The organism is Arthrobacter sp. MYb227 (assembly GCF_002975435.1).
Taxonomy (GTDB): Bacteria; Actinomycetota; Actinomycetes; order Actinomycetales; family Micrococcaceae; genus Paeniglutamicibacter.
Genome location: NZ_PCPT01000003.1, coordinates 480,458 through 499,540, shown reverse-complemented (window position 1 = coordinate 499,540; position 19,083 = coordinate 480,458). Strand labels below are relative to the sequence as shown.

19 protein-coding genes are annotated in these 19,083 nt (G+C 55.5%); 17 read left to right on the top strand and 2 right to left on the bottom strand.

The genetic code is table 11. From position 1 onward, the window contains the following. Positions 1-27: 27 nt before the first annotated feature. A complete protein-coding gene (locus CQ018_RS09840; protein WP_105549795.1) occupies positions 28-1,185 on the top strand; it encodes an acyl-CoA dehydrogenase family protein in 1,158 nt (385 codons plus the stop codon). Positions 1,186-1,218: 33 nt separating this feature from the next. Here the strand turns inward: CQ018_RS09840 and CQ018_RS09835 are convergent, their stop codons facing one another. Next, positions 1,219-1,473, bottom strand: a complete 255-nt coding sequence (locus CQ018_RS09835; RefSeq protein WP_219844042.1) for a DUF5703 family protein — start codon at positions 1,471-1,473, stop codon at positions 1,219-1,221. Between the two features lie 51 nt (positions 1,474-1,524). Here CQ018_RS09835 and CQ018_RS09830 point away from each other — a divergent pair, with 51 nt between their 5' ends. From CQ018_RS09830 to mshC, 3 genes are all read left to right on the top strand, one after another. Then, the gene (locus CQ018_RS09830) at positions 1,525-1,785 is read left to right on the top strand and encodes a hypothetical protein (protein ID WP_105549844.1); all 261 of its coding nucleotides are present in this window, start codon (positions 1,525-1,527) and stop codon (positions 1,783-1,785) included. Between the two features lie 105 nt (positions 1,786-1,890). Then, positions 1,891-2,715 (top strand): undecaprenyl-diphosphate phosphatase, encoded by an 825-nt coding sequence (locus tag CQ018_RS09825; protein ID WP_105549794.1) that lies wholly within the window; start codon positions 1,891-1,893, stop codon positions 2,713-2,715. Between the two features lie 131 nt (positions 2,716-2,846). Continuing rightward, on the top strand, positions 2,847-4,124 hold the full coding sequence (gene mshC / locus CQ018_RS09820) for a cysteine--1-D-myo-inosityl 2-amino-2-deoxy-alpha-D-glucopyranoside ligase (RefSeq protein WP_105549843.1): 1,278 nt from the start codon (positions 2,847-2,849) through the stop codon (positions 4,122-4,124). Between the two features lie 106 nt (positions 4,125-4,230). Here mshC and CQ018_RS09815 read toward each other — a convergent pair whose 3' ends face one another. Next, positions 4,231-5,253: a PAC2 family protein gene (locus CQ018_RS09815; protein WP_258142540.1), complete on the bottom strand. Its 1,023-nt coding sequence runs from the start codon at positions 5,251-5,253 to the stop codon at positions 4,231-4,233. Between the two features lie 62 nt (positions 5,254-5,315). Here CQ018_RS09815 and CQ018_RS09810 point away from each other — a divergent pair, with 62 nt between their 5' ends. The 13 genes from CQ018_RS09810 (at position 5,316) to CQ018_RS09750 (ending at position 19,050) form a co-directional block, all read left to right on the top strand. Continuing rightward, positions 5,316-6,032 carry an HAD family phosphatase gene (locus CQ018_RS09810; RefSeq protein ID WP_105549793.1) on the top strand — a complete coding sequence of 239 codons (717 nt, stop codon included), beginning with the start codon at positions 5,316-5,318 and terminating at the stop codon, positions 6,030-6,032. Then, positions 6,033-7,178, top strand: coding sequence for a site-2 protease family protein (locus tag CQ018_RS09805; RefSeq protein ID WP_105549792.1), 1,146 nt, complete (start codon positions 6,033-6,035; stop codon positions 7,176-7,178). Positions 7,179-7,297: 119 nt separating this feature from the next. Continuing rightward, positions 7,298-8,380 carry a tRNA (adenine-N1)-methyltransferase gene (locus CQ018_RS09800; RefSeq protein WP_105549791.1) on the top strand — a complete coding sequence of 361 codons (1,083 nt, stop codon included), beginning with the start codon at positions 7,298-7,300 and terminating at the stop codon, positions 8,378-8,380. Positions 8,381-8,554: 174 nt separating this feature from the next. Further along, entirely contained in the window at positions 8,555-10,291 is a 1,737-nt protein-coding gene (gene arc / locus CQ018_RS09795) for a proteasome ATPase (RefSeq protein ID WP_105549790.1), read from the top strand. Continuing rightward, positions 10,288-11,886: a depupylase/deamidase Dop gene (gene dop / locus CQ018_RS09790; RefSeq protein ID WP_105549789.1), complete on the top strand. Its 1,599-nt coding sequence runs from the start codon at positions 10,288-10,290 to the stop codon at positions 11,884-11,886. Before arc ends, dop begins: the two co-directional genes overlap by 4 nt. Positions 11,887-12,028: 142 nt before the next feature. Further along, positions 12,029-12,214, top strand: coding sequence for a ubiquitin-like protein Pup (locus CQ018_RS09785; RefSeq protein WP_105549788.1), 186 nt, complete (start codon positions 12,029-12,031; stop codon positions 12,212-12,214). Next, on the top strand, positions 12,211-12,987 hold the full coding sequence (prcB, locus tag CQ018_RS09780) for a proteasome subunit beta (RefSeq protein WP_105549787.1): 777 nt from the start codon (positions 12,211-12,213) through the stop codon (positions 12,985-12,987). The genes CQ018_RS09785 and prcB overlap by 4 nt, the downstream gene beginning before the upstream one ends. Then, positions 12,988-13,698: a proteasome subunit alpha gene (prcA, locus tag CQ018_RS09775; RefSeq protein ID WP_105549786.1), complete on the top strand. Its 711-nt coding sequence runs from the start codon at positions 12,988-12,990 to the stop codon at positions 13,696-13,698. An 8-nt stretch (positions 13,699-13,706) separates the two neighbouring features. Beyond that, entirely contained in the window at positions 13,707-15,074 is a 1,368-nt protein-coding gene (pafA, locus tag CQ018_RS09770) for a Pup--protein ligase (protein WP_105549785.1), read from the top strand. A 133-nt stretch (positions 15,075-15,207) separates the two neighbouring features. Continuing rightward, positions 15,208-16,176 (top strand): FKBP-type peptidyl-prolyl cis-trans isomerase, encoded by a 969-nt coding sequence (locus tag CQ018_RS09765; RefSeq protein ID WP_181149824.1) that lies wholly within the window; start codon positions 15,208-15,210, stop codon positions 16,174-16,176. A 38-nt stretch (positions 16,177-16,214) separates the two neighbouring features. Then, on the top strand, positions 16,215-16,610 hold the full coding sequence (locus tag CQ018_RS09760; protein ID WP_105549783.1) for an FKBP-type peptidyl-prolyl cis-trans isomerase: 396 nt from the start codon (positions 16,215-16,217) through the stop codon (positions 16,608-16,610). Positions 16,611-16,735: 125 nt separating this feature from the next. Further along, entirely contained in the window at positions 16,736-18,688 is a 1,953-nt protein-coding gene (locus tag CQ018_RS09755) for a YafY family protein (protein ID WP_105549782.1), read from the top strand. Positions 18,689-18,690: 2 nt separating this feature from the next. Next, positions 18,691-19,050, top strand: a complete 360-nt coding sequence (locus tag CQ018_RS09750) for a hypothetical protein (protein ID WP_105549781.1) — start codon at positions 18,691-18,693, stop codon at positions 19,048-19,050. The last annotated feature ends 33 nt before the right edge of the window (positions 19,051-19,083 follow it).

Sequence of the window (19,083 nt, the reverse complement as noted above, 5' to 3'; positions counted from 1 at the left end):
ACGTTTTTGAAAGCGAACCGTCACCACATGAAAACTATTGACCAGGTCTTGACCACCGAACTTCTTGAACGGATTCGTTCACGTGCAGCTGCATACGACGAAGAAAATATCTTCTGCACCGAAGACTTCGAGGAACTCAAGGCCGCCGGATATCTCAGGGCCATGCTGCCCGTGCAGCGCGGAGGCTTCGGCTGGGGACTTGAGCAGCTGACCGCGGCTCAACGACTTCTGGGTTCCCATGCTCCGGCAACAGCACTTGCAGTAAATATGCACCACGTATGGGTTGGCGTCGCTACCCTCTTGGCTGCACGCGGAGATACACGCCTGAATATGGTGCTTGATTGGGTGCAAGCCGGCGAAGTCATGGCTTTTGGGGTTTCGGAGTCCGGAAACGATGAGGTGCTCTTCGACTCAACAACCACTGCCGTGCCGGCAGGCGACGGTTCTTACGCATTTACCGGGGTCAAGATCTTTACCTCTTTGTCCCCGGTCTGGACCAAGCTTGGGGTGTTCGGCAAGGACACCAGTGGAACCCAAGATCGTCTGGTCCATGGGTTTCTAGACCGTGAGAGCGAAGGGATTGAGATCCCTAATAACTGGAATACGCTGGGCATGCGTGCAACCCAATCAAATACAACGATTTTGAAGGATGCGCGGGTCCCGGCCGAGCAAATACATTCATTCCTACCCGTGGGACCCAATGCGGATCTGCTGGTTTTTGGAATATTTGCTTCATTCCTCAGCCTCACCGCTTCGGTCTATGTTGGTGTTGCCGAACGTGGCATGCAACTAGCCGCAGCGAATCCTGCACGCAGGAAATCTTTGAAGCATGATGGTCGTAGTTACGATCAAGACCCCGATATCCGTGCTCAGGTTGCCGGGGCCGGAATGAAAGTATTGCAGCTCGATGCAATGCTGCGGATCACCACACGCGATCTTGACGAACTTGTTGACCACGGAGCCTCACTCTTCCCGCGCCTTGTCACACTACGCACCCAGGCCGGGGATACGGCCCGCGAATGCATAGATATTGCTGCCCGGGTCTCGGGTGGGGGACAATACTTCCGCGGCTCCGAGCTGGAACGGCTCTATCGCGATGTACTGGCAAGCCTCTACCATCCATCAAATGCCGAATCAGCGCGTTCAACGGTTGCTAACTGGCTTCTTGGCCCGGTGCTGGACTAGCCCCCCATGAGGGGGAAGAACCCGGGTCTTTGGCTAAGCGCGAATGTTAAGCGTGGGAATGACCCGGGTAACTCGGCGCCGCAACCAATACTTTTGCCCGCCACCCTCAAAGAGGCAGCTACGCATCAGCTCCCACTTACCGTATTCGGCGTGCTCACGTATGGCCCCACGTATCAGTGAACGTTGTTCGTGCGGCAAGGTAGTGATGACCAAGTATTCGTATCGATGTGCAGCGTCCCCGATTTCGAGGGCGTTTGCTTGCGCCGCCGGAATTAACTTTTCTATCATCTGCCCTGCTGTCCCTGTCCATCGCGTGATACTGCATGTAACGTCATGCTCATGAGCACAGACCCTCGCGTAGCACTCAGCGTCCTGATTAGCTGCCTTGAAGAACATCTAGCGGCAGTGGCCTCCAAACGTGGTGCCGAAGATGCGGCACTGAGTTCGGCATTTCTGGCCGTCGCAGATGCCTTCGAGGAGTATGAGGATGCCCTCTATGAAGCCTACGAAGAGTTCTTACCGCTGAGCGTAGTGGATGAAGACGATGATGACGAGGGGTACAACGATCAAGCAGTGGGACCGGGCGGATCCCGGGAATAACCCGTGTGAGTAATCACAACGCGTATCTAGTCCGCTGGTATTAACTTTCTCGCATCTGGGAGTGCCAGCGAGGTAACAGAGGCGTTGGTGAAGTAGTGTCGGTACGTGAATTGGTTTGAAGCGGCTTTCCTGGGCCTGATCCAGGGTCTGACAGAATTTTTGCCCATCTCCTCAAGTGCGCATCTGCGCATTATTGGTGAAATGCTCCCTAACGCATCCGATCCGGGTGCCGCATTTACAGCAATTACTCAGTTGGGCACCGAAACCGCAGTGGTGGTGTTCTTCTGGAAAGACATTGTGCGCATTATTGGCGCGTGGTTCAACGCACTACGTGGCAAGGTCCCACACCGCGACCCCGATGCGCGCATGGGCTGGTTGATCATCATCGGTTCAATCCCCATCGCAGTCCTAGGCCTGCTCTTTGAAAGCCAGATCGACACAACGTTCCGTTCATTGTGGATCGTTGCTACAACACTTGTGGTCTTTGGCCTCATCCTTGCGGTTGCCGACCATTATGGTAGCCAGAACCGCCAACTGACCCAGCTGACCCCCAAGCACGGTATTTTCTTTGGTTTGGCTCAGGCCATGGCGCTCATCCCAGGTGTTTCACGCTCCGGCGGCACCATCACCGCTGGCCTATTCATGGGCTACACCCGTGAAGCCGCAGCACGATACTCCTTCCTCCTGGCAATCCCCGCCGTCTTCGCCTCGGGACTATACAAGCTGGCGAAGTCCCTCGATGAACCCGGAATCTATTCCCTGCCCCAAACGGGTCTTGCAACGCTTATCGCCTTCATCGTTGGGTTTGTGATTGTTGGCTGGTTCCTGAAGTTCGTTTCTACGCACAGCTACCGCCTCTTCGTCTGGTACCGAATTGCTCTTGGTCTTGCACTGTATGTGTTGTTGGGTTTTGGCGTCATCAACGCCTAAAGCATGATTTCGGTGTAATTTTCACCCGATCCTGCGCATACATGGAATAACCCCGCCCCTTATCGGCTTATTGAAAGTAAAGTACCCACCACATCCCCGCTGTGGCAGATGCCCCAGAGAAAGGACGCTCCGTGCTTGCATGGCCTGCGCCCACCATCCCGCATATCCCGGGAAACGCACCAATTCTTGAAATTCATGACACAGCGACGGATCGCTTGGTTAATACCGCAGCAGCAGATCAGGCAAATGCTCCGGCAAGCATGTACGTCTGTGGCATCACCCCGTACGACGCAACCCATATGGGCCACGCTGCCACCTACGTGGCCTTTGACTTGTTGCAGCGCACCTGGCGCGATGCGGGGCGGGCAGTGAACTATGTGCAGAACGTGACAGATATTGATGACCCACTCCTTGAGCGTGCGGCAGCCACCGGCGTTGACTGGGTAGCCCTAGCCGAAGAGCAAACAGATCTTTTCCGTGCCGATATGGAAGCGCTTAATGTTATCCCGCCGCAGGAATACATTGGGGCGGTCGAATCAATCAGCTGGCTGGTGCCACTTGTTGAAAAACTCGTCGCCAAGGATCTTGCCTACTTGGTACCCGGTGAAAACGGTGAGCCGGACGGGGACATCTACTTTGACTCGGTGGCAGCATCTAACGAAGCCTGGAAACTTGGCACCGTCAGCGGTTATGACCGCGAAACCATGCTCGGATTCTTCTCCGAACGCGGAGGGGACCCGCAACGTCCGGGTAAGCGTGATGCACTAGATCCGCTGCTTTGGAGAGTAGCCCGTATCGGTGAACCCCGTTGGCACGGTGCAAGCCTCGGCGAGGGTCGCCCGGGATGGCATATCGAATGTTCGGTCATTGCCAGGCGTTTCCTTCCCGCACCATTTACGGTGCAGGGTGGCGGATCGGACCTGATTTTCCCGCACCACGAATTCTCCGCCGGCCATGCCGCAGCACTCGATGGCAAGGCTCTTGCCGAAAGCTACGTGCATACCGGCATGGTGGGTCTTGATGGCGAAAAAATGAGCAAGTCACTGGGCAACCTCGTATTGGTGTCCAAACTGCGCGCAGCAGGGGTTGAGCCCGTTGCTATTCGCACCGTGCTGTTGGGCCAGCACTACCGCAGCGACTGGTTCTGGACCGACGAATTGCTGGCCGAAGGCCAAAACCGTGTTCAGCGGTGGCGTAAGCGTCTGCCAACTACTTCACTCGCCGAGGCAACAGCGGTGATTTCCCGCATTCGCGCAAAGCTTGCTACCGATCTAAACGCACCAGCTGCGCTTGCGGTGCTTGACGCATATGCTGCCCAAGAGCCGGATACTCTCGATGGATCCGAGTCCGAAGGCGGAATCCTATTGAGCGAGGCTCTCGATGCCTTGCTGGGCTTAAAACTCGGCTAAACGCCAAAAGCTAAGGCGTGTTCGGTGACCCGAGACCTCGGAATCTGAGGTTATGACGGTCGCCGAACACGCCTTTTGACTCTTTTAAGCCACGAGGTATGCGTGGCTAAGAACCGGCTGTGCGCTCAGGATCTTCTGGATCGTCGGGCGATTCTGGCACTTCGGGGGATCCCGAAGCATTCGGGGAATCGGATTCGTTGGCAGCTGAGGCGGGCCCGGAGATACTAGGATCCTCACCAAACACCGGACGATTTCTACGTTTCAGGTAGCGTTCAAACTCCTTGGCAATCGCCTCACCCGTTGCCTCGGGTAATGAAGTCTCGTCTTGGGCTTGTTCGAGCTGTCTGACATATGCAGCAACATCAGCATCGGCAGTAGCGACCTCGTTGACCCCACGTTCCCAAGCCAATGCGTCCTCGGACAGCTCTGCCAGATCAATTGTCAAGGGGAAGAACTCCTCAACCCTATGTAGCAGTGCCAGCTGAGCCTTGGGTGAAGGCGCTTGAGCTACGTAGTGCGGCACGGCTGCCCAAATACTTAGAGTTGGGAGCCCGGAGGCTTCGGATACCTGGGCCAAAACTCCCAAAATACCAGTGGGTCCCTCATAAGTGGCGTCCTGCACGTCAAGGGCCGCACGAATATGTTTATCTCCACTAGTCACGCTCGCCTGAATCGGCCTGCTATGCGGAACATCGGCAAGTAACGCACCGAGGGCCATCACGCCTTGCACGTTCTCTTCCTCCGCACGGGTCAGGATCTCGGCAATGAACGCCTTCCACCTATAGGTAGGCTCAACACCACGTAGAAGCACCAGATCTACCGGGCTATCTTCGAGTTCGGCCCGGTACATGTGCGTTGTTGGCCACTTAATGATCTTTTTGCCGCCGGCACCGCGGCGCACCTGCGGGCGGGAGAACTGATAATCATAAAAGTCATCATCGGATATCCCGATGATCTTCTTGGCGCCGCTTGCCTGACGTAGCAGGCGTATTGCGTCACTTGCCGCATCGCCAGCATCATTCCACCCCTCAAAGGCAACGACCATGATGGCGGGGCGCACCTCACTTACCGTGGTGGATGAGGCCACCAGCGATGAAAGTGTCACGGGATCGTTTATATCTTCGCTCACAACCCTCACACTAGCGCGCCGGGCGGTCAGCATGTGAACCCTAAGCCGATTAGAATTGGCTCATGCCAACCCTGAATTCGGCCTCGTGCCCTGCCCCCGCCTCCAATAGCCTGCTCCAAGGCGTACTTTGGGACATGGACGGAACACTTTTAGATACCGAACCCTACTGGATGGCCGCCGAAGGCGAGCTTGTCGCAGAATTCGGTGGATCTTGGAGCGACGACGATGCGCTAGCCCTGGTAGGAAATGCCCTTCCAGACTCCGCATTGGTGCTCCAACGCGCTGGAGTCAAATTGAGCGAACGTGAAATTATTGATCGACTCACCACCCGCGTGATGGAGGGGATCAACCAGCATATCGAGTGGCGCCCCGGTGCCCTGGAATTGCTCGAAGAATTGCACCAAGCTGGCATTGTGTGTGGATTGGTGACTATGTCCGAATCGGCGATGGCAACCCAGATCCTGGCCCGACTACCCAAAAAATACTTTGCTTTTCAGGTCACAGGGGACCAGGTCTCCAACGGCAAACCACACCCTGAACCATATCTCGTAGGTCTAAAAAAACTAGCAGAACTGGTCCCAGATCTCGACGTAACACGTGTGGTTGGACTCGAGGATTCCTTCCCCGGGATCAGTTCAGCAGCCGCGGCGGGCCTAAAAGCGGTGCTTATCCCGCATATTGCTGCGGTTCCCGAATCTGCGAACTGGCACCTCGTCGAATCCTTGACGCAGGTCAACGTGGAAACACTGTGTACCCTTACCGGCATCGGAGCTAGCTAAATGTCTGAAACACCCGAAAAATCAAAGGGCATCCCGCTGGGATCATTCTTTGGTGTTCCGGTGTCACTTGCCTGGTCATGGTTCATCATCACCGGCTTCATCGTCTGGGTTTTTGGACCCCAAGTGGCCCGGGCAATCCCCAGCATCGGCAATGGCGCCTACCTCGTGGCGTTCGTTTACGCTGTTCTTCTTGCCCTATCGGTACTCGTTCACGAACTTGCTCACGCACTGACGGCCAAGGCCTTCAATTGGCCTGGTGCGCGCATTGAGCTGAACCTTTGGGGTGGACACACCCAGTTCTCCTCGTTCAATGCGACACCTGGAAAATCCCTTGCCGTCTCCATGGCCGGCCCTGCGGCCAACTTCGTCATTGCTGGCGTTGGCTACGTCCTGCTACAGCTCGTTGATCCAGTAAACCCGGTAGTCAACCTGCTCTGGGGCATCTTGGTCTGGGCAAACCTCTTGGTAGCAATCTTCAACGTGCTTCCCGGGCTGCCCCTTGATGGTGGTCGTCTGGTGGAATCGGCAGTGTGGAAGGCCACGGGTTCCCAAGACCGTGGCACCATTGCCGCGGGCTGGGCCGGGCGTGTTCTGGTGGTTCTGATCGTTGGATACTTCGTCATCACCCCGTTGACCCGCAACCAACCCATGGATTTGCAACTGATCCTGGTGGCAATCTTCATTGGTGGATTTATGTGGGTTGGAGCCTCTCAGGGTATTGCCCACGCCAGGCTGCGTTTGCGACTTCCACTGGTCACGGTTCACACCCTGATGGAACCGGCAACGGCGCTACCGGTGAACTCTTCGCTTGCCGATGTCACAAGACGCATCAACGGTCGTGGGGGACGGGTGATTCTCATCGATGCCGCAGGAAATCCGCACGGAGTCATCGATGAGGCATCATTGACCCAGGTTCCCGACGAGCTACTCGCCACAACCCCAGGACTTTCCGCGGCACGGGCACTGAGTCCCGGGGCAATAGTCAGCGCCAGTGCCGACGGGCGGGCGCTGATTGGTTACTTGGCAACACTTCAGGGAAGCGAATATGCGGTAATCGATGAACAAAATCGCATTATTGGCCTGCTCGAACAACAAGCAATTGTCGCTGCAATCACCGGAAAAGCACGTCGGGATCATGGACAGTAACGTTCTGCGCGTACCTTAACACGGCACCCACACACCTGTGCAGATGGTCACCGCGTGGTGCCCCCCTGCACACAACTCAACGATTTTTAGACAACAACAGTACAAAAGGACACACGTTCATGAGTGACACGCAAGCAACGCCCCACGGCGCATCCTCCCGCCGCGGACCTTTCCGCCCCGGTGAACGAGTCCAGCTCACCGACGAAAAGCGTCGTATCAATACAATTACGCTGACCGAGGGCGGAGAATTTCACACCCACAAGGGCGTGCTCTTCCATGATGACCTGATTGGTTTGATCGAGGGCTCGGTAGTGGAAAACACCGCAGAGGTTCGCTATCAGGCGTTGCGCCCACTGCTGAAGGACTTTGTGCTTTCCATGCCACGTGGAGCAACCGTTGTTTACCCCAAGGATGCGGCACAAATCATCCAGATGGGTGACATCTTCCCAGGCGCCCGCGTCGTGGAAGCAGGTGTGGGCTCCGGCGCCCTCTCTATGTCGCTGCTGCGCGCCGTGGGCGATGGCGGTTACCTGCACTCATTTGAGCGCCGCGAAGAATTCGCAGATATTGCCCGCGGCAACGTCGAGACCGTCTTCGGCGGCCCACACCCGGCCTGGCAGATTTCCATCGGTGACTTCCAAGAAAAGGTCCTCGAGACCGAGGAAGCTGGCTCCGTGGACCGCGTGGTACTGGACATGCTTTCCCCCTGGGAATGCGTCGATGCAGTATCCACCGTGTTGGCACCGGGCGGCGTGTGGGTGAACTATGTGGCCACCGTAACGCAGATGTCCCGCACGGTTGAAGCCATCCGGGCCACCGGCCTGTACACCGAACCAGAATCGTTCGAGACCATGGTTCGTGGCTGGCACGTCGAGGGTCTGGCCGTACGCCCGGATCACCGCATGGTTGCCCACACCGCATTCTTGATCACCTGCCGCCGTCTTGCCGGAGGTGCCGTGGGAATCCCCGGTGCCAAACGCGTGAAGGAACACACCTACTCGGACGCGGACCTAGCCACCTGGACTCGTTCGAATGATCCAGAAGCCTGGAATAACGAGAACCTAGGGGAGCGCGAAGTTTCCGATAAGAAGCTACGCCGTGCAGCAAGGGACGCAAAGTCAACGGTACAGCGTGGTTCGCTGCCCGATGATGATCCGCGCATGATCGCCCTACACACCGGTGATGATGAAGCCGGAGAATAATTCCGGACTTCGTTAGTCACTCATATTTTTGAGCAACGCTATGCATGTGGGCGTGTGGCTCGGTGGTCATAAACCCCCGAACCACACGCCCACATGCATAGTATGAAGAAGTGTAGTTGTCCGCCGGTGCCAAGTCGTCGGCAGACAGATCTAGTAATAATGTGAAACGGGTTGATGATGAGCGAAGAAACAGACCGCGCACGCTTGGAAGGCCAAGTGACCACCGCCGAGAGGCAACTAAATGTGTTGCGTGAAAAAAATCGCCAGCTAGACCGCCAGCTGGCCTCCGCGGGAACTAATAATTCCCGCCTCGTGGCAATGCTTGAACGAACTCGCGAAGAAATCATCAACCTGAAGGCCGGGCTGGAAAAAGATGGTGACACACCATTTAGCCACGGCACCATCATTGAAATGCATGCGCGCTCTCATCCGCAAAGTGGTATCGCGATTTCCTCTACCGGTGTCCAATCGGTAGATATCATGCAGGGCGGACGCAAACTACGCGTAGCAATTTCGCCGCTGCTCGAGTTCGAGAAGCTCAGCGTCGGCCAAGAAGTACTGCTCAACGAGTCCCTTGTGGTTGTTGCGGGCCTAGGCTACGAACAATCGGGCGAACTTGTCACGGTGAAGGAAGTTCTCGAAGATCACCGGGTTGTAGCCATGGGACGCGCCGATGACCAACGCGTCATCAGGCTTTCGGGCCCACTAATCAAGGAAAAAGTCCGCGTGGGAGACGTCCTCTCGTTGGATTCACGCACCGGGTTGGGCATGGAAAAGGTTCATCTTTCGGACATGCAATCGCTGGTACTGGAAGAAGTTCCAAATATTTCCTACGCCGATATTGGCGGTCTGAGCGATCAGATTGAGGCTATCCGTGATGCCGTAGAGCTTCCCTTCCTGCACCCTGATCTCTACCGTGAACATGGTCTGACAGCGCCCAAGGGGATCTTGCTCTACGGTCCTCCGGGCTGTGGCAAAACTCTGATTGCCAAGGCTGTTGCGCACTCGCTGGCCGAACGCACCAACGAACGCAATGGGAACTCCGGCACTTCCAAGTCCTTCTTCCTGAACATCAAGGGCCCCGAACTCCTTGATAAGTATGTTGGTGAAACCGAGCGGCACATCCGTCTCATCTTCGCCCGCGCCCGCGAAAAAGCTGCGGGCGGCAATCCGGTTGTGGTGTTCTTCGATGAAATGGATTCGCTTTTCCGCACCCGCGGCACCGGGGTGTCTTCCGATGTAGAGACCACCATCGTTCCGCAGCTTTTGGCCGAAATTGATGGCGTTGAACGCCTCGATAACGTCATCGTCATCGGTGCTTCAAACCGTGAAGACATGATCGACCCCGCAATCCTGCGCCCCGGGCGCCTAGATGTGAAGATTAAGATCCGCCGCCCCGATGCCCAGGGAGCTGCGGAGATTTTTGCCAAGTATCTGACCTACGATCTGCCCTTGCACCCGGCAGATCTTGCCGAACACGGCAACGATCCGGCAGCAACTGTGCGTGCCATGATTCAGGCAACTGTCGATGCCATGTATTCAACCGGGGTTGAAAACCAATTCCTCGAGGTCACCTACGCTAATTCCGAAACCGAAATCCTGTACTTCAAGGATTTCTCCTCCGGAGCCGTGATTCGCAATGTTGTGGATCGGGCCAAGAAATCTGCGATCAAGGCATTGTTGACCGATGGCGAACGCGGAATGCGTATGGAACACCTACTCAATGCCGTCATTGAAGAATTCCATGAGCACGAAGACATGCCAAATACAACAAATCCCGATGATTGGGCACGGATTTCCGGGCGTAAGGGTGAACGCATCACCTTTATTCGCACCATCGTTGCCGATAAGAATGGCCGCGGAAAATCATTGGCAGCACCCTTGGGTGAAGAAACCGGACAGTACCTATGAGCGTGCAGCGTGTCATTGGTCTGGAAACCGAATACGGGGTGCTGGCTCCTGCCATGCCCGGAGCCAATGCGACAATGCTCTCGGCCCAGGTCATCAACGCCTATGCGGCATCCATCCGGGCCGGGTACGGGCACTTGGCCGGAACCCGTTGGGACTACACCGATGAGTCCCCGCTTAACGATGCCCGCGGCTTTACCCAGCCCCGCACCGAGGCGCACCCCACTCAGCTCACCGATATTGAGCCGGAGCTCGACGCCGAACAGGTAGCCCTTGATGGGGGAGATACCCCGGTGGGGAGCACCCTCTACGATCAGGAGAATGCCGGCCAAGAAGTACTCATGAATATGGTGCTGGGCAATGGGGCACGGCTCTATGTTGATCATGCCCACCCTGAATATTCGTCCCCGGAAACCACAAACCCCTTTGATGCAGTGCTTTACGATCAGGCAGGGGATCACGTTGCCTTGAGTGCTGCCCGCACCATCGAGGCAACCAACGGGTTTGTGCCAGTTCACCTGTATAAGAACAACACGGATAATAAGTCCGTTTCCTATGGGGCGCACGAAAACTATTTGATGCCCAGGCATGTTCCCTTTGATTCGATCGCGGCGCATCTGATCCCATTTTTTGTTACCAGGCAGATCATTTGCGCCTCGGGTCGGGTGGGCCGCGGAATGTTGGGGCAGTGGGAAGGGTTCCAGATCTCTCAACGTGCGGACTTCTTTGAAGCGCAGGTAGGGCTTGAAACCACGATCCGCAGGCCAATAGTCAATACGCGCGATGAGCCACATGCGCACTGGGAAAAGTATCGTCGACTACACGTCATCATTGGGGACGCGAACCTCGGACAGATTTCCACCTTGCTACGCACGGGCACCACTTCATTGGTGCTTTCAATGATTGAGGCGGGCACCGCCCCACATATTGAATTACGTGATCCGGTGGCAGATTTACAGACGATCAGTCACGACCCAACGTTGAAGGTCAAGGTCGAACTTACCGATCGACGCCTGCTCACTGGCTTAGAAATACAGCGCATCTATCTGGATGCCGCGGTGGAGCACTGTGCCAAGACCGGTGCCGATGACGCGCAGACTCAAGAAATATTACGCCGCTGGGATCAAACTCTCAGCACCCTGGGAACCGATATCTTTGCGGCAGCTAAAACCGTGGATTGGGTTGCCAAATACAAACTCATGAGCGGTTATGCTGATCGGCATGGCATCGGGTTCACCGATCCGCGCATCGCGCTCATGGATTTGCAGTGGGCAGATATTCGTCCGGAAAAAGGCCTGTACTACAGGCTTGCCGAACGCGGCATGATGGAAACCCTTTATACACCGGAACAGATAGCACATGCGGCAATCACTCCTCCGGAAGATACCCGCGCATACTTCCGGGGCCGGGTATTGAGCCAGTACCCGGAGCATGTTGTTGCGGCAAGCTGGGATTCGGTGTCTTTTTCGGTTCCGGGGGCACGCAAACTTGAGCGCATTGCAACTTTGGAGCCGCTGCGCGGGACCAAAAAACTTGTTGGCGAGCTTTTTGATGCCGATCTGTCAATTGCCGACTTTATTAGTACCTTGAAGCGCTAAAACTCCTAGACAGTGACAAGATAGAAGCAGCAGTAGTTTTTGGGTTGGTACCAATGATCTTGGTGCTGACCCGGCTAAAGCTTCGGGAAACAAACGCAACAGCGTTTCCCGAAACAAAACCTTACGAGGAAGGGATACGAGAATGACACAGGAAAGCTTCTCGGCTCGACGCACCGAGGCCGAGGTCGAACAGGAACAAGTTACCGAGACGGTCAAGGCGAACACTCAAGATGCCGGTGTTGATGACCTGCTCGACGAAATCGATGGTGTCCTTGAACAAAATGCCGAGGAGTTTGTGCGCGGCTTCGTGCAAAAGGGCGGACAGTGATCCGGCTGGGTCCAGGTCCCTCTTTTCTCGAATATTTAAACTCGGACCGCCCGGACCTGCTCCCGCACACCACCGCGCCGGCAATTGATGTTCCGCATGCAACAACCATCGTCGCCATGACTTACACCGATGGCATTGTGATGGCCGGAGACCGCCGTGCCACCATGGGCAACGTCATTGCTAGCCGACACATCGAAAAGGTTTTTGAGACCGATAGATACTCGGTGGTGGGGATCGCCGGAGCAGCCGGTTTGGCCATTGATATTGCCAAACTCTTCCAGGTGGAGCTCGAACACTACGAAAAGATTGAAGGCACACTGCTTTCGCTCGAGGGCAAGGCAAATCGATTGGCCTCGATGATTCGTTCAAACCTTGCGATGGCCATGCAGGGGATGAGCGTGGTGCCGCTCTTTGCCGGATACGACACCGCCGAAGCAAAGGGTCGACTCTTCTCCTTTGACATTACCGGTGGACTCTATGAAGAGGTTGAACACCACAGCATAGGTTCGGGTTCGGTCTTTGCCCGCGGCGCCTTGAAAAAACTGTGGAAGAAATCCATGGCGGCTGATCAAGCCATCCGAGTTGCCGTTGAAGCGCTCTTTGATGCGGCAGATGATGACTCGGCAACCGGCGGACCTGATATGGTGCGCAAGCTTTGGCCAGTGGTGTACACGGTAGATGCAACGGGTGCTCACCGAGTACCCAAGGAAAATCTTGAAGCAATCGCCTTGGAAATCATTGCCGAACGTACTGCCGAAGGGAAAGAAGCATAAATGAGCGCACAATATTATGTTTCCCCCGAACAGCTGATGAAGGATCGGGCAGATTTTGCCCGGAAAGGCATCGCCCGCGGACGAGCCGTCATTGTTGCCTCCTGCGCAGATGGAATTGCGCTAATCGCCGAGAACCCCTCGGGATCGTTGCATAAGATCGGCGAAATTTATGACCGGATTGCCTTTGCCGCGGTAGGAAAATACAACGAGTTTGAATCCCTGCGCCAGGCGGGAGTCCGTTATGCGGATACCCGCGGCTACTCCTACGCACGTCAAGATGTAACGGGTCGTGGCCTCGCCAGTGTGTATGCGCAATCGTTGGGTGCGGTATTCACCGCCGAAGCCAAGCCATTCGAAGTTGAGCTTGCTGTCCTTGAACTGGGGGATACCCCGGGGCAAGATACGCTCTTCTCACTGAATTTTGATGGGTCTATTGCCGAGCAACCCGGGTTGATCATTATGGGTGGTGACACTCCCGCGCTACGAGCAGCATGGAGCGTAGCATGGGGTGAGAAATCCCTGCCAGCAGCAAGTTCGGCCGAAGTAATTCGTGCCGCGGCAACCGTACTTCCCGGTGTGGTTGAGGGTAGTAACGGAGCCCCGCTGCTTGAGGTAGCAATCCTAGAGCGCGTGAGCTTCATGGGTACTCATCGGCATTTCCGTCGGCTTGAAACCGAAACCATCGCATCGATACTGACCTCAGGGGAGTAAGAAACTTTATGGATCGCAGGATTTTCGGCATTGAAACCGAATACGGAATCAACTATTCGGACCCCACCGGGCGGCCGCTAACTCCCGAGGAATCGGCACGATATCTTTTCCGCCGTGTCGTTGCCTGGGGACGGAGCTCAAACGTATTTTTGACCAACGGCTCGCGGCTTTACCTCGATGTAGGATCACACCCCGAATATGCGACGGCCGAATGCGATGACATTTTGCAGCTCATCACCCATGACCGTGCGGGTGAAGCGATCCTCAACGATCTGGTGCAAAGTGCCGAAGAACGTATGGTTGCAGATGGGTATAACGGGAAGCTGTATTTATTCAAAAATAATACGGATACAGCCGGAAACTCCTACGGCTGCCACGAGAACTTCCTGATCCCACGCAAACTCGAATTTGCTAGGCTCGCCGAAATCCTGATTCCATTCCTTGTCACACGCCAGTTGATTGCCGGAGCTGGAAAAATTGTCACGGTCGAAGGAGAACCGCTCTACGCCTTCTCGCAGCGTGCCGACCATGTCTGGGAGGGCGTCTCCTCGGCGACAACGCGTTCGCGTCCCATCATCAATACGCGCGATGAACCACACGCGGACGCCGAGTACTTCAGACGTCTGCACGTGATTGTGGGAGACTCGAATATGAGTGAAACCACCCAATTGGTGAAGCTCGGGGCCACGGATCTGATGTTAAGGATCATTGAGTCGGGCAAGATCATGGAAGATTTGCGCCTCGAAAACCCCATTCGTTCGATTCGGGAAATCTCCCATGACTTCACTGGCCGCACAGTTGTGAAACTGGCCAACGGCGGCGAACTGACGGCACTTGAATTGCAACGCAAGTTCTTGGCATTGGCTACAGACTTTGTTGCCGCCGAGGGCGCCCACCATGCGCAGGTGCCACAGGTTCTTGATTTGTGGGAGCGCACCCTCGATGCAGTTGAATCCGGCGATTTTTCTACGATCGATACCGAAATCGATTGGGCCATTAAACATAAACTGATCAGCTCCTACGCCTCACGGCACAATTTGGGGCTGGACTCACACCGTCTGGCCCAACTGGATCTGACTTATCACGATATTGACACCAAACGTGGGCTGTTCCACGTGTTGAAGAACCGTGGCCAAGCAGCGAGCCTGATAGATCCGGCAGATATTGATTTCGCAGTCGATAATCCTCCGCAAACTACGCGCGCAAAATTGCGTGGAGATTTTGTACGAGCAGCTAAGGGCGCCGAGCGTGACTTCACAGTTGATTGGGTACACCTAAAGCTCAATGATCAGATGAACCAGACCGTGCTGTGTAAGGACCCCTTTGCCAACGAAGATCCGCGTGTGAGCGCCCTGATCCAAAGCATCACCGGCTAACACACGGCATCGCCACATGGCTCGATAAGCAATTTCACAGATTCAGCGTTTACGCTGGAACAAGACTTTTACAACGACTCACCTTCGGAGTGGGTTAGTCATGTCTCAAAGACCCCAACCGAAAGTTGATTTCGTGCGCAAAGTTATGGCACTTGCCGCCGCAGCTTCATTGCTGTTGCTCTCCGCCTGCGGTTCCGCAGCACCGGCCTCCAGTGGGGATGTTGCCCCGCTCGAGTCCATCAAGGTCAAACCCGGTAAAGATGACTCATCGGATCCGGCCGTCACCTTCGATAAGCCGCTTGTTGCAGAAAAGACTGCCGCAAAGGTAGTTCTCGAAGGCAAGGGCGATCTGATCAAGGAGAACCAGAACGTCCAGTTCAAGTCGGTTGCCTACAATGCCGAAGACGGAGCATTGCTAGGTTCGGGCTTTGGACAGGCAGCCCTGGGCCTGCCCACCACCGATGAACTGAAGAAGCAGATGCCCGCACTCTATGAGACGTTCCTTGCCACCAAGGTAGGCTCGTGGATTGCTTTCGTTGAACCGGACGCCGATGCTGCTGCATCCCCTTCCACATCTGCAACACCCGCACCAAGTGATAAGCCCGTGACGGCAAAAACGGTAGTGGTGCTGAAGGTTCTTTCGGCATCGGATATCCCGGAACCATCAAAGAAGCTTAGCGATGACGAAGTTTCAAAGCTTAAATCGGACGGTGGCCTTCCAACTGTTGAAATGAAGGACGGCAAGCCAGTAATCACCATCCCGAAGGGCAAGGACGCGCCGACTGGCCTCGTTGTTGATGTACTGAAGGAAGGTACCGGAAAGGCAGCCGAAGCTAACTCGGACGTTGTTGCAAACTACAGCGGCGTGCGTTGGGAAGACGGTAAGGCATTCGACGCCAGCTACGACCGCGGCGAGCCAACACCGTTTAACCTTCAGCAGGTCATCGCCGGTTGGACCCAGGGCCTGACGGGCCTGAAAGCGGGAACCGAAGTCATGCTGACCGTTCCCGGGGACTTGGCCTACGGCGTTGATGAAGCAACAGCTGGTTCACGACCTGCCGGAACACTGGTCTTCTTCGTAGAGCTCAAGGAAGTAAAGTAGCTAGGACGCTACAAGCACTCAACCGAAAGGATTCAAGCATGTCATTCGGACAGCGTGAATACGACCGTACCAAGCCGGAAATTGATTTCCCGGGAACCGATGCACCAACCGAGCTGAAAATCGAAGACATCATCGTCGGCGACGGCGCAGAGGTTGTACCGGGCTCGACAGTCTCCACCCACTACGTAGGTGTTGCCTGGTCAACAGGTGAAGAATTCGACTCCTCCTGGAACCGTGGCACCCCACTGGACTTCCGCGCCGGTATCGGCCAGGTAATCCAGGGCTGGGATCAGGGCCTGATCGGTATGAAGGTCAACGGTCGCCGCCGCCTCGAAATTCCATCGGAACTTGCCTACGGATCCCGTGGCGCCGGCGGAGCCATTGGCCCGAACGAAGCCTTGATCTTCGTCGTTGACCTGGTTGCCGTTAGCTAAGCACTGAACGCTCGTAGAGCTATTCTTTGGTCGTGTTTGCCCTATTCATCGGGCAGGCACGACCAAAGTTCGTTTAACCGCGTTGGATTGGCTCGTGCCGACGGCAACGGGGTAATCTAACGAACGTGGCTCAAATTAACTCTGCTGGACCAACCCGCGCCGAGAAACTCGTAAGTCTCACCTATGCCCTGATCAATACGCCTCACGGCTATTCGAAAGCGCAATTGCGTAAAATCGTCGATGACTACAAGGGTCTCTCCGAGGCTGCATTCGATCGAAAATTTGATCGAGACAAGAAGGCCTTACGAGATATGGGCATCCCACTGAAAACGGTCGGCGAGGGCGGGGAAGAACATTACCGGATTCCACCGGAGAGTTATCGACTACCCGAAGTCCGCTTTAGCACCCAAGAAGCGGCAGTGCTGGGCTTGGCAGCACAGCTTTGGAAAGATACAGATCTTGAATCCTCGGCAACCCGCGCCACTGGGCGTCTAGCATGGGATGGTTCCGAGGTCGACAAGTCACAGTTCACCGAATACGTCCCGCGCCTCCATGCCTCGGGTCCGGCCTTTGCCGCCTGTCTGAACGCTGCATGGGCCCAAGAGGTCGTCAGGTTCACCTATCTAGACGCACAGGGTAAAACCACAGAACGCACTGTGGACGCCTGGGGGATCGGGTCACGGTTCGGCAACTGGTATCTTGTAGGCTTCGATCACAAACGTCAAGATGAACGCATCTTCAGGCTCTCACGCATTGTTAGCGATGTTTCGCTAGGCGAAGCTGGTACCCGGAGACCCGAGGGCTTTAAGATTGCCGATGCGCTGGCGCTGCTGAACCCGGAGTTCAGCGGCGTTGCGGCGAGAATTCGAATTGCAAAAGACAGCGGCTGGTCGCTTCGTTCTCGCGCGCAAAACATCGTCCCTGCCCAAACACACGACGAAATCGTTTTGAGCTTCCATGATTTGATGAGCACGGCCGCCGAAATTGCCAAACTAGGTGCTCGCGCACTCGTGCTACAACCAGAATCATTGCATCACGCCGTACAAGCGAACCTGGAAAATGCACTCCGTGCTCAGCAGGCGCCAATCCCTGCCTACAAACTCAGCAAACGTCGTAATGTAGGCCGTCCGCCATCTACCGAAGCCGTTGCCCGTAACCTGGACATCATTGCGTACGTGGCAAAATTTGGGTCACCGACGGTCACCCAGACGGCTAAGCACTTTGGGCTCAGTGAAAAAGTACTATTGGCTCATCTGCAAACCATCATGATGTGTGGTGTTCCAAATGGTCTGCCCGATGAGCTCATCGATGTCGAATGGGAGACCGGCACTATTAGTATCAATAATGCCGAAGCGCTCAATGCGCCAATCAGACTTAGCCTGCCCGAGGCGGCGGCAATGCTCTCCGGGCTCGCTTCTTTGAGGCAGTTGCCCGATTTTGAGCATTCGGTGGCAGTTGAGAGTGCCTTTGAGAAATTGCAAAGAGCTGCCATCGGTTTTGAAGGTATCGATGCGGTACTTTCCATTGCGTTGCGGTCCACCGAAGAAAACGCAAATTATGCCGCCCTGATTCAGGCAATTAGGGATAAGCGGGTAGTTAATCTTGGTTACTACAGCGCCTCACGTGACGCTGTAAGCGAACGCCTCGTGGAGCCAATCCGACTGGTGGAGCATTCGGGGAAGCAATATTTGCGGGCCTGGAGCCGACCAAATGAGCAGATTCGCAGCTTTAGGGTCGATCGAATTCAACATGCCGACATTACCAAAGAGCACTTTGAAGCAATCAAACAGAAGCACGATGATCTAGACGATATTTTCTTCACACCCGGTGCCGATGACACACTTGTTGTATTAGGTTTTGGTAAACGTCTAGAGCTGCTTGCCGATGAGTATGGACCTGAACAGTGGGCCAATTGGCAAGGAGAGCTCATTGCCGAAATTCGAATGTCATCAACGGACGTGCTACCCGGAATGGTGGCCTACCACGGTGGAGACCTGCGGGTCTTAGGCCCGGCGAGCCTGCGCGAAGAGGTCACCTCGTGGCTTGAAGATGCACTTTCACAGATAAGGAAAAACTGAGAATGTTGCCCTGGTGGTTTTGGGTATTGCTCTGGACCGTATTGGTTCTGGGAATGCTGCTCTTCTTTGTCCTGACCGGCATTAAGCTCTTCCGCGGATTCATGAAACTACTCAACGAGGCGGGTGAAGCCTCGGACCGCGTCGCTGATGCGCTACATCAATCGGATGAACCGATTGACTATGGTGTATTGCCACCAAGAGCCCCGGCCGGTGTCCCCGCCCTATTTCGTGATCCGCAGGAAGCCCGGGATACTTTTGACTTAGAAAAAGAACAACGCATTGAAGTTCGGCGCGCACGGCGCGTGGCACGTAAAGCCCTACACGGACAGCCGCAACGTGTGAGTGATCTCAAGCTGTTCTGACGTAGACTTAAACCGATTGAAAGGTAGGTTCCC

What these genes read in the sequence shown, in the direction of transcription:
- CQ018_RS09840 (WP_105549795.1), top strand. Translation starts at nt 28, where the DNA reads ATGAAAACTATTGACCAGGTCTTGACCACCGAACTTCTTGAACGGATT.
- CQ018_RS09835 (WP_219844042.1), bottom strand. Translation starts at nt 1,473, where the DNA reads ATGATAGAAAAGTTAATTCCGGCGGCGCAAGCAAACGCCCTCGAAATC.
- CQ018_RS09830 (WP_105549844.1), top strand. Translation starts at nt 1,525, where the DNA reads ATGAGCACAGACCCTCGCGTAGCACTCAGCGTCCTGATTAGCTGCCTT.
- CQ018_RS09810 (WP_105549793.1), top strand. Translation starts at nt 5,316, where the DNA reads ATGCCAACCCTGAATTCGGCCTCGTGCCCTGCCCCCGCCTCCAATAGC.
- CQ018_RS09805 (WP_105549792.1), top strand. Translation starts at nt 6,033, where the DNA reads ATGTCTGAAACACCCGAAAAATCAAAGGGCATCCCGCTGGGATCATTC.
- CQ018_RS09800 (WP_105549791.1), top strand. Translation starts at nt 7,298, where the DNA reads ATGAGTGACACGCAAGCAACGCCCCACGGCGCATCCTCCCGCCGCGGA.
- arc (WP_105549790.1), top strand. Translation starts at nt 8,555, where the DNA reads ATGATGAGCGAAGAAACAGACCGCGCACGCTTGGAAGGCCAAGTGACC.
- dop (WP_105549789.1), top strand. Translation starts at nt 10,288, where the DNA reads ATGAGCGTGCAGCGTGTCATTGGTCTGGAAACCGAATACGGGGTGCTG.
- CQ018_RS09785 (WP_105549788.1), top strand. Translation starts at nt 12,029, where the DNA reads ATGACACAGGAAAGCTTCTCGGCTCGACGCACCGAGGCCGAGGTCGAA.
- prcA (WP_105549786.1), top strand. Translation starts at nt 12,988, where the DNA reads ATGAGCGCACAATATTATGTTTCCCCCGAACAGCTGATGAAGGATCGG.
- pafA (WP_105549785.1), top strand. Translation starts at nt 13,707, where the DNA reads ATGGATCGCAGGATTTTCGGCATTGAAACCGAATACGGAATCAACTAT.
- CQ018_RS09760 (WP_105549783.1), top strand. Translation starts at nt 16,215, where the DNA reads ATGTCATTCGGACAGCGTGAATACGACCGTACCAAGCCGGAAATTGAT.
- CQ018_RS09750 (WP_105549781.1), top strand. Translation starts at nt 18,691, where the DNA reads ATGTTGCCCTGGTGGTTTTGGGTATTGCTCTGGACCGTATTGGTTCTG.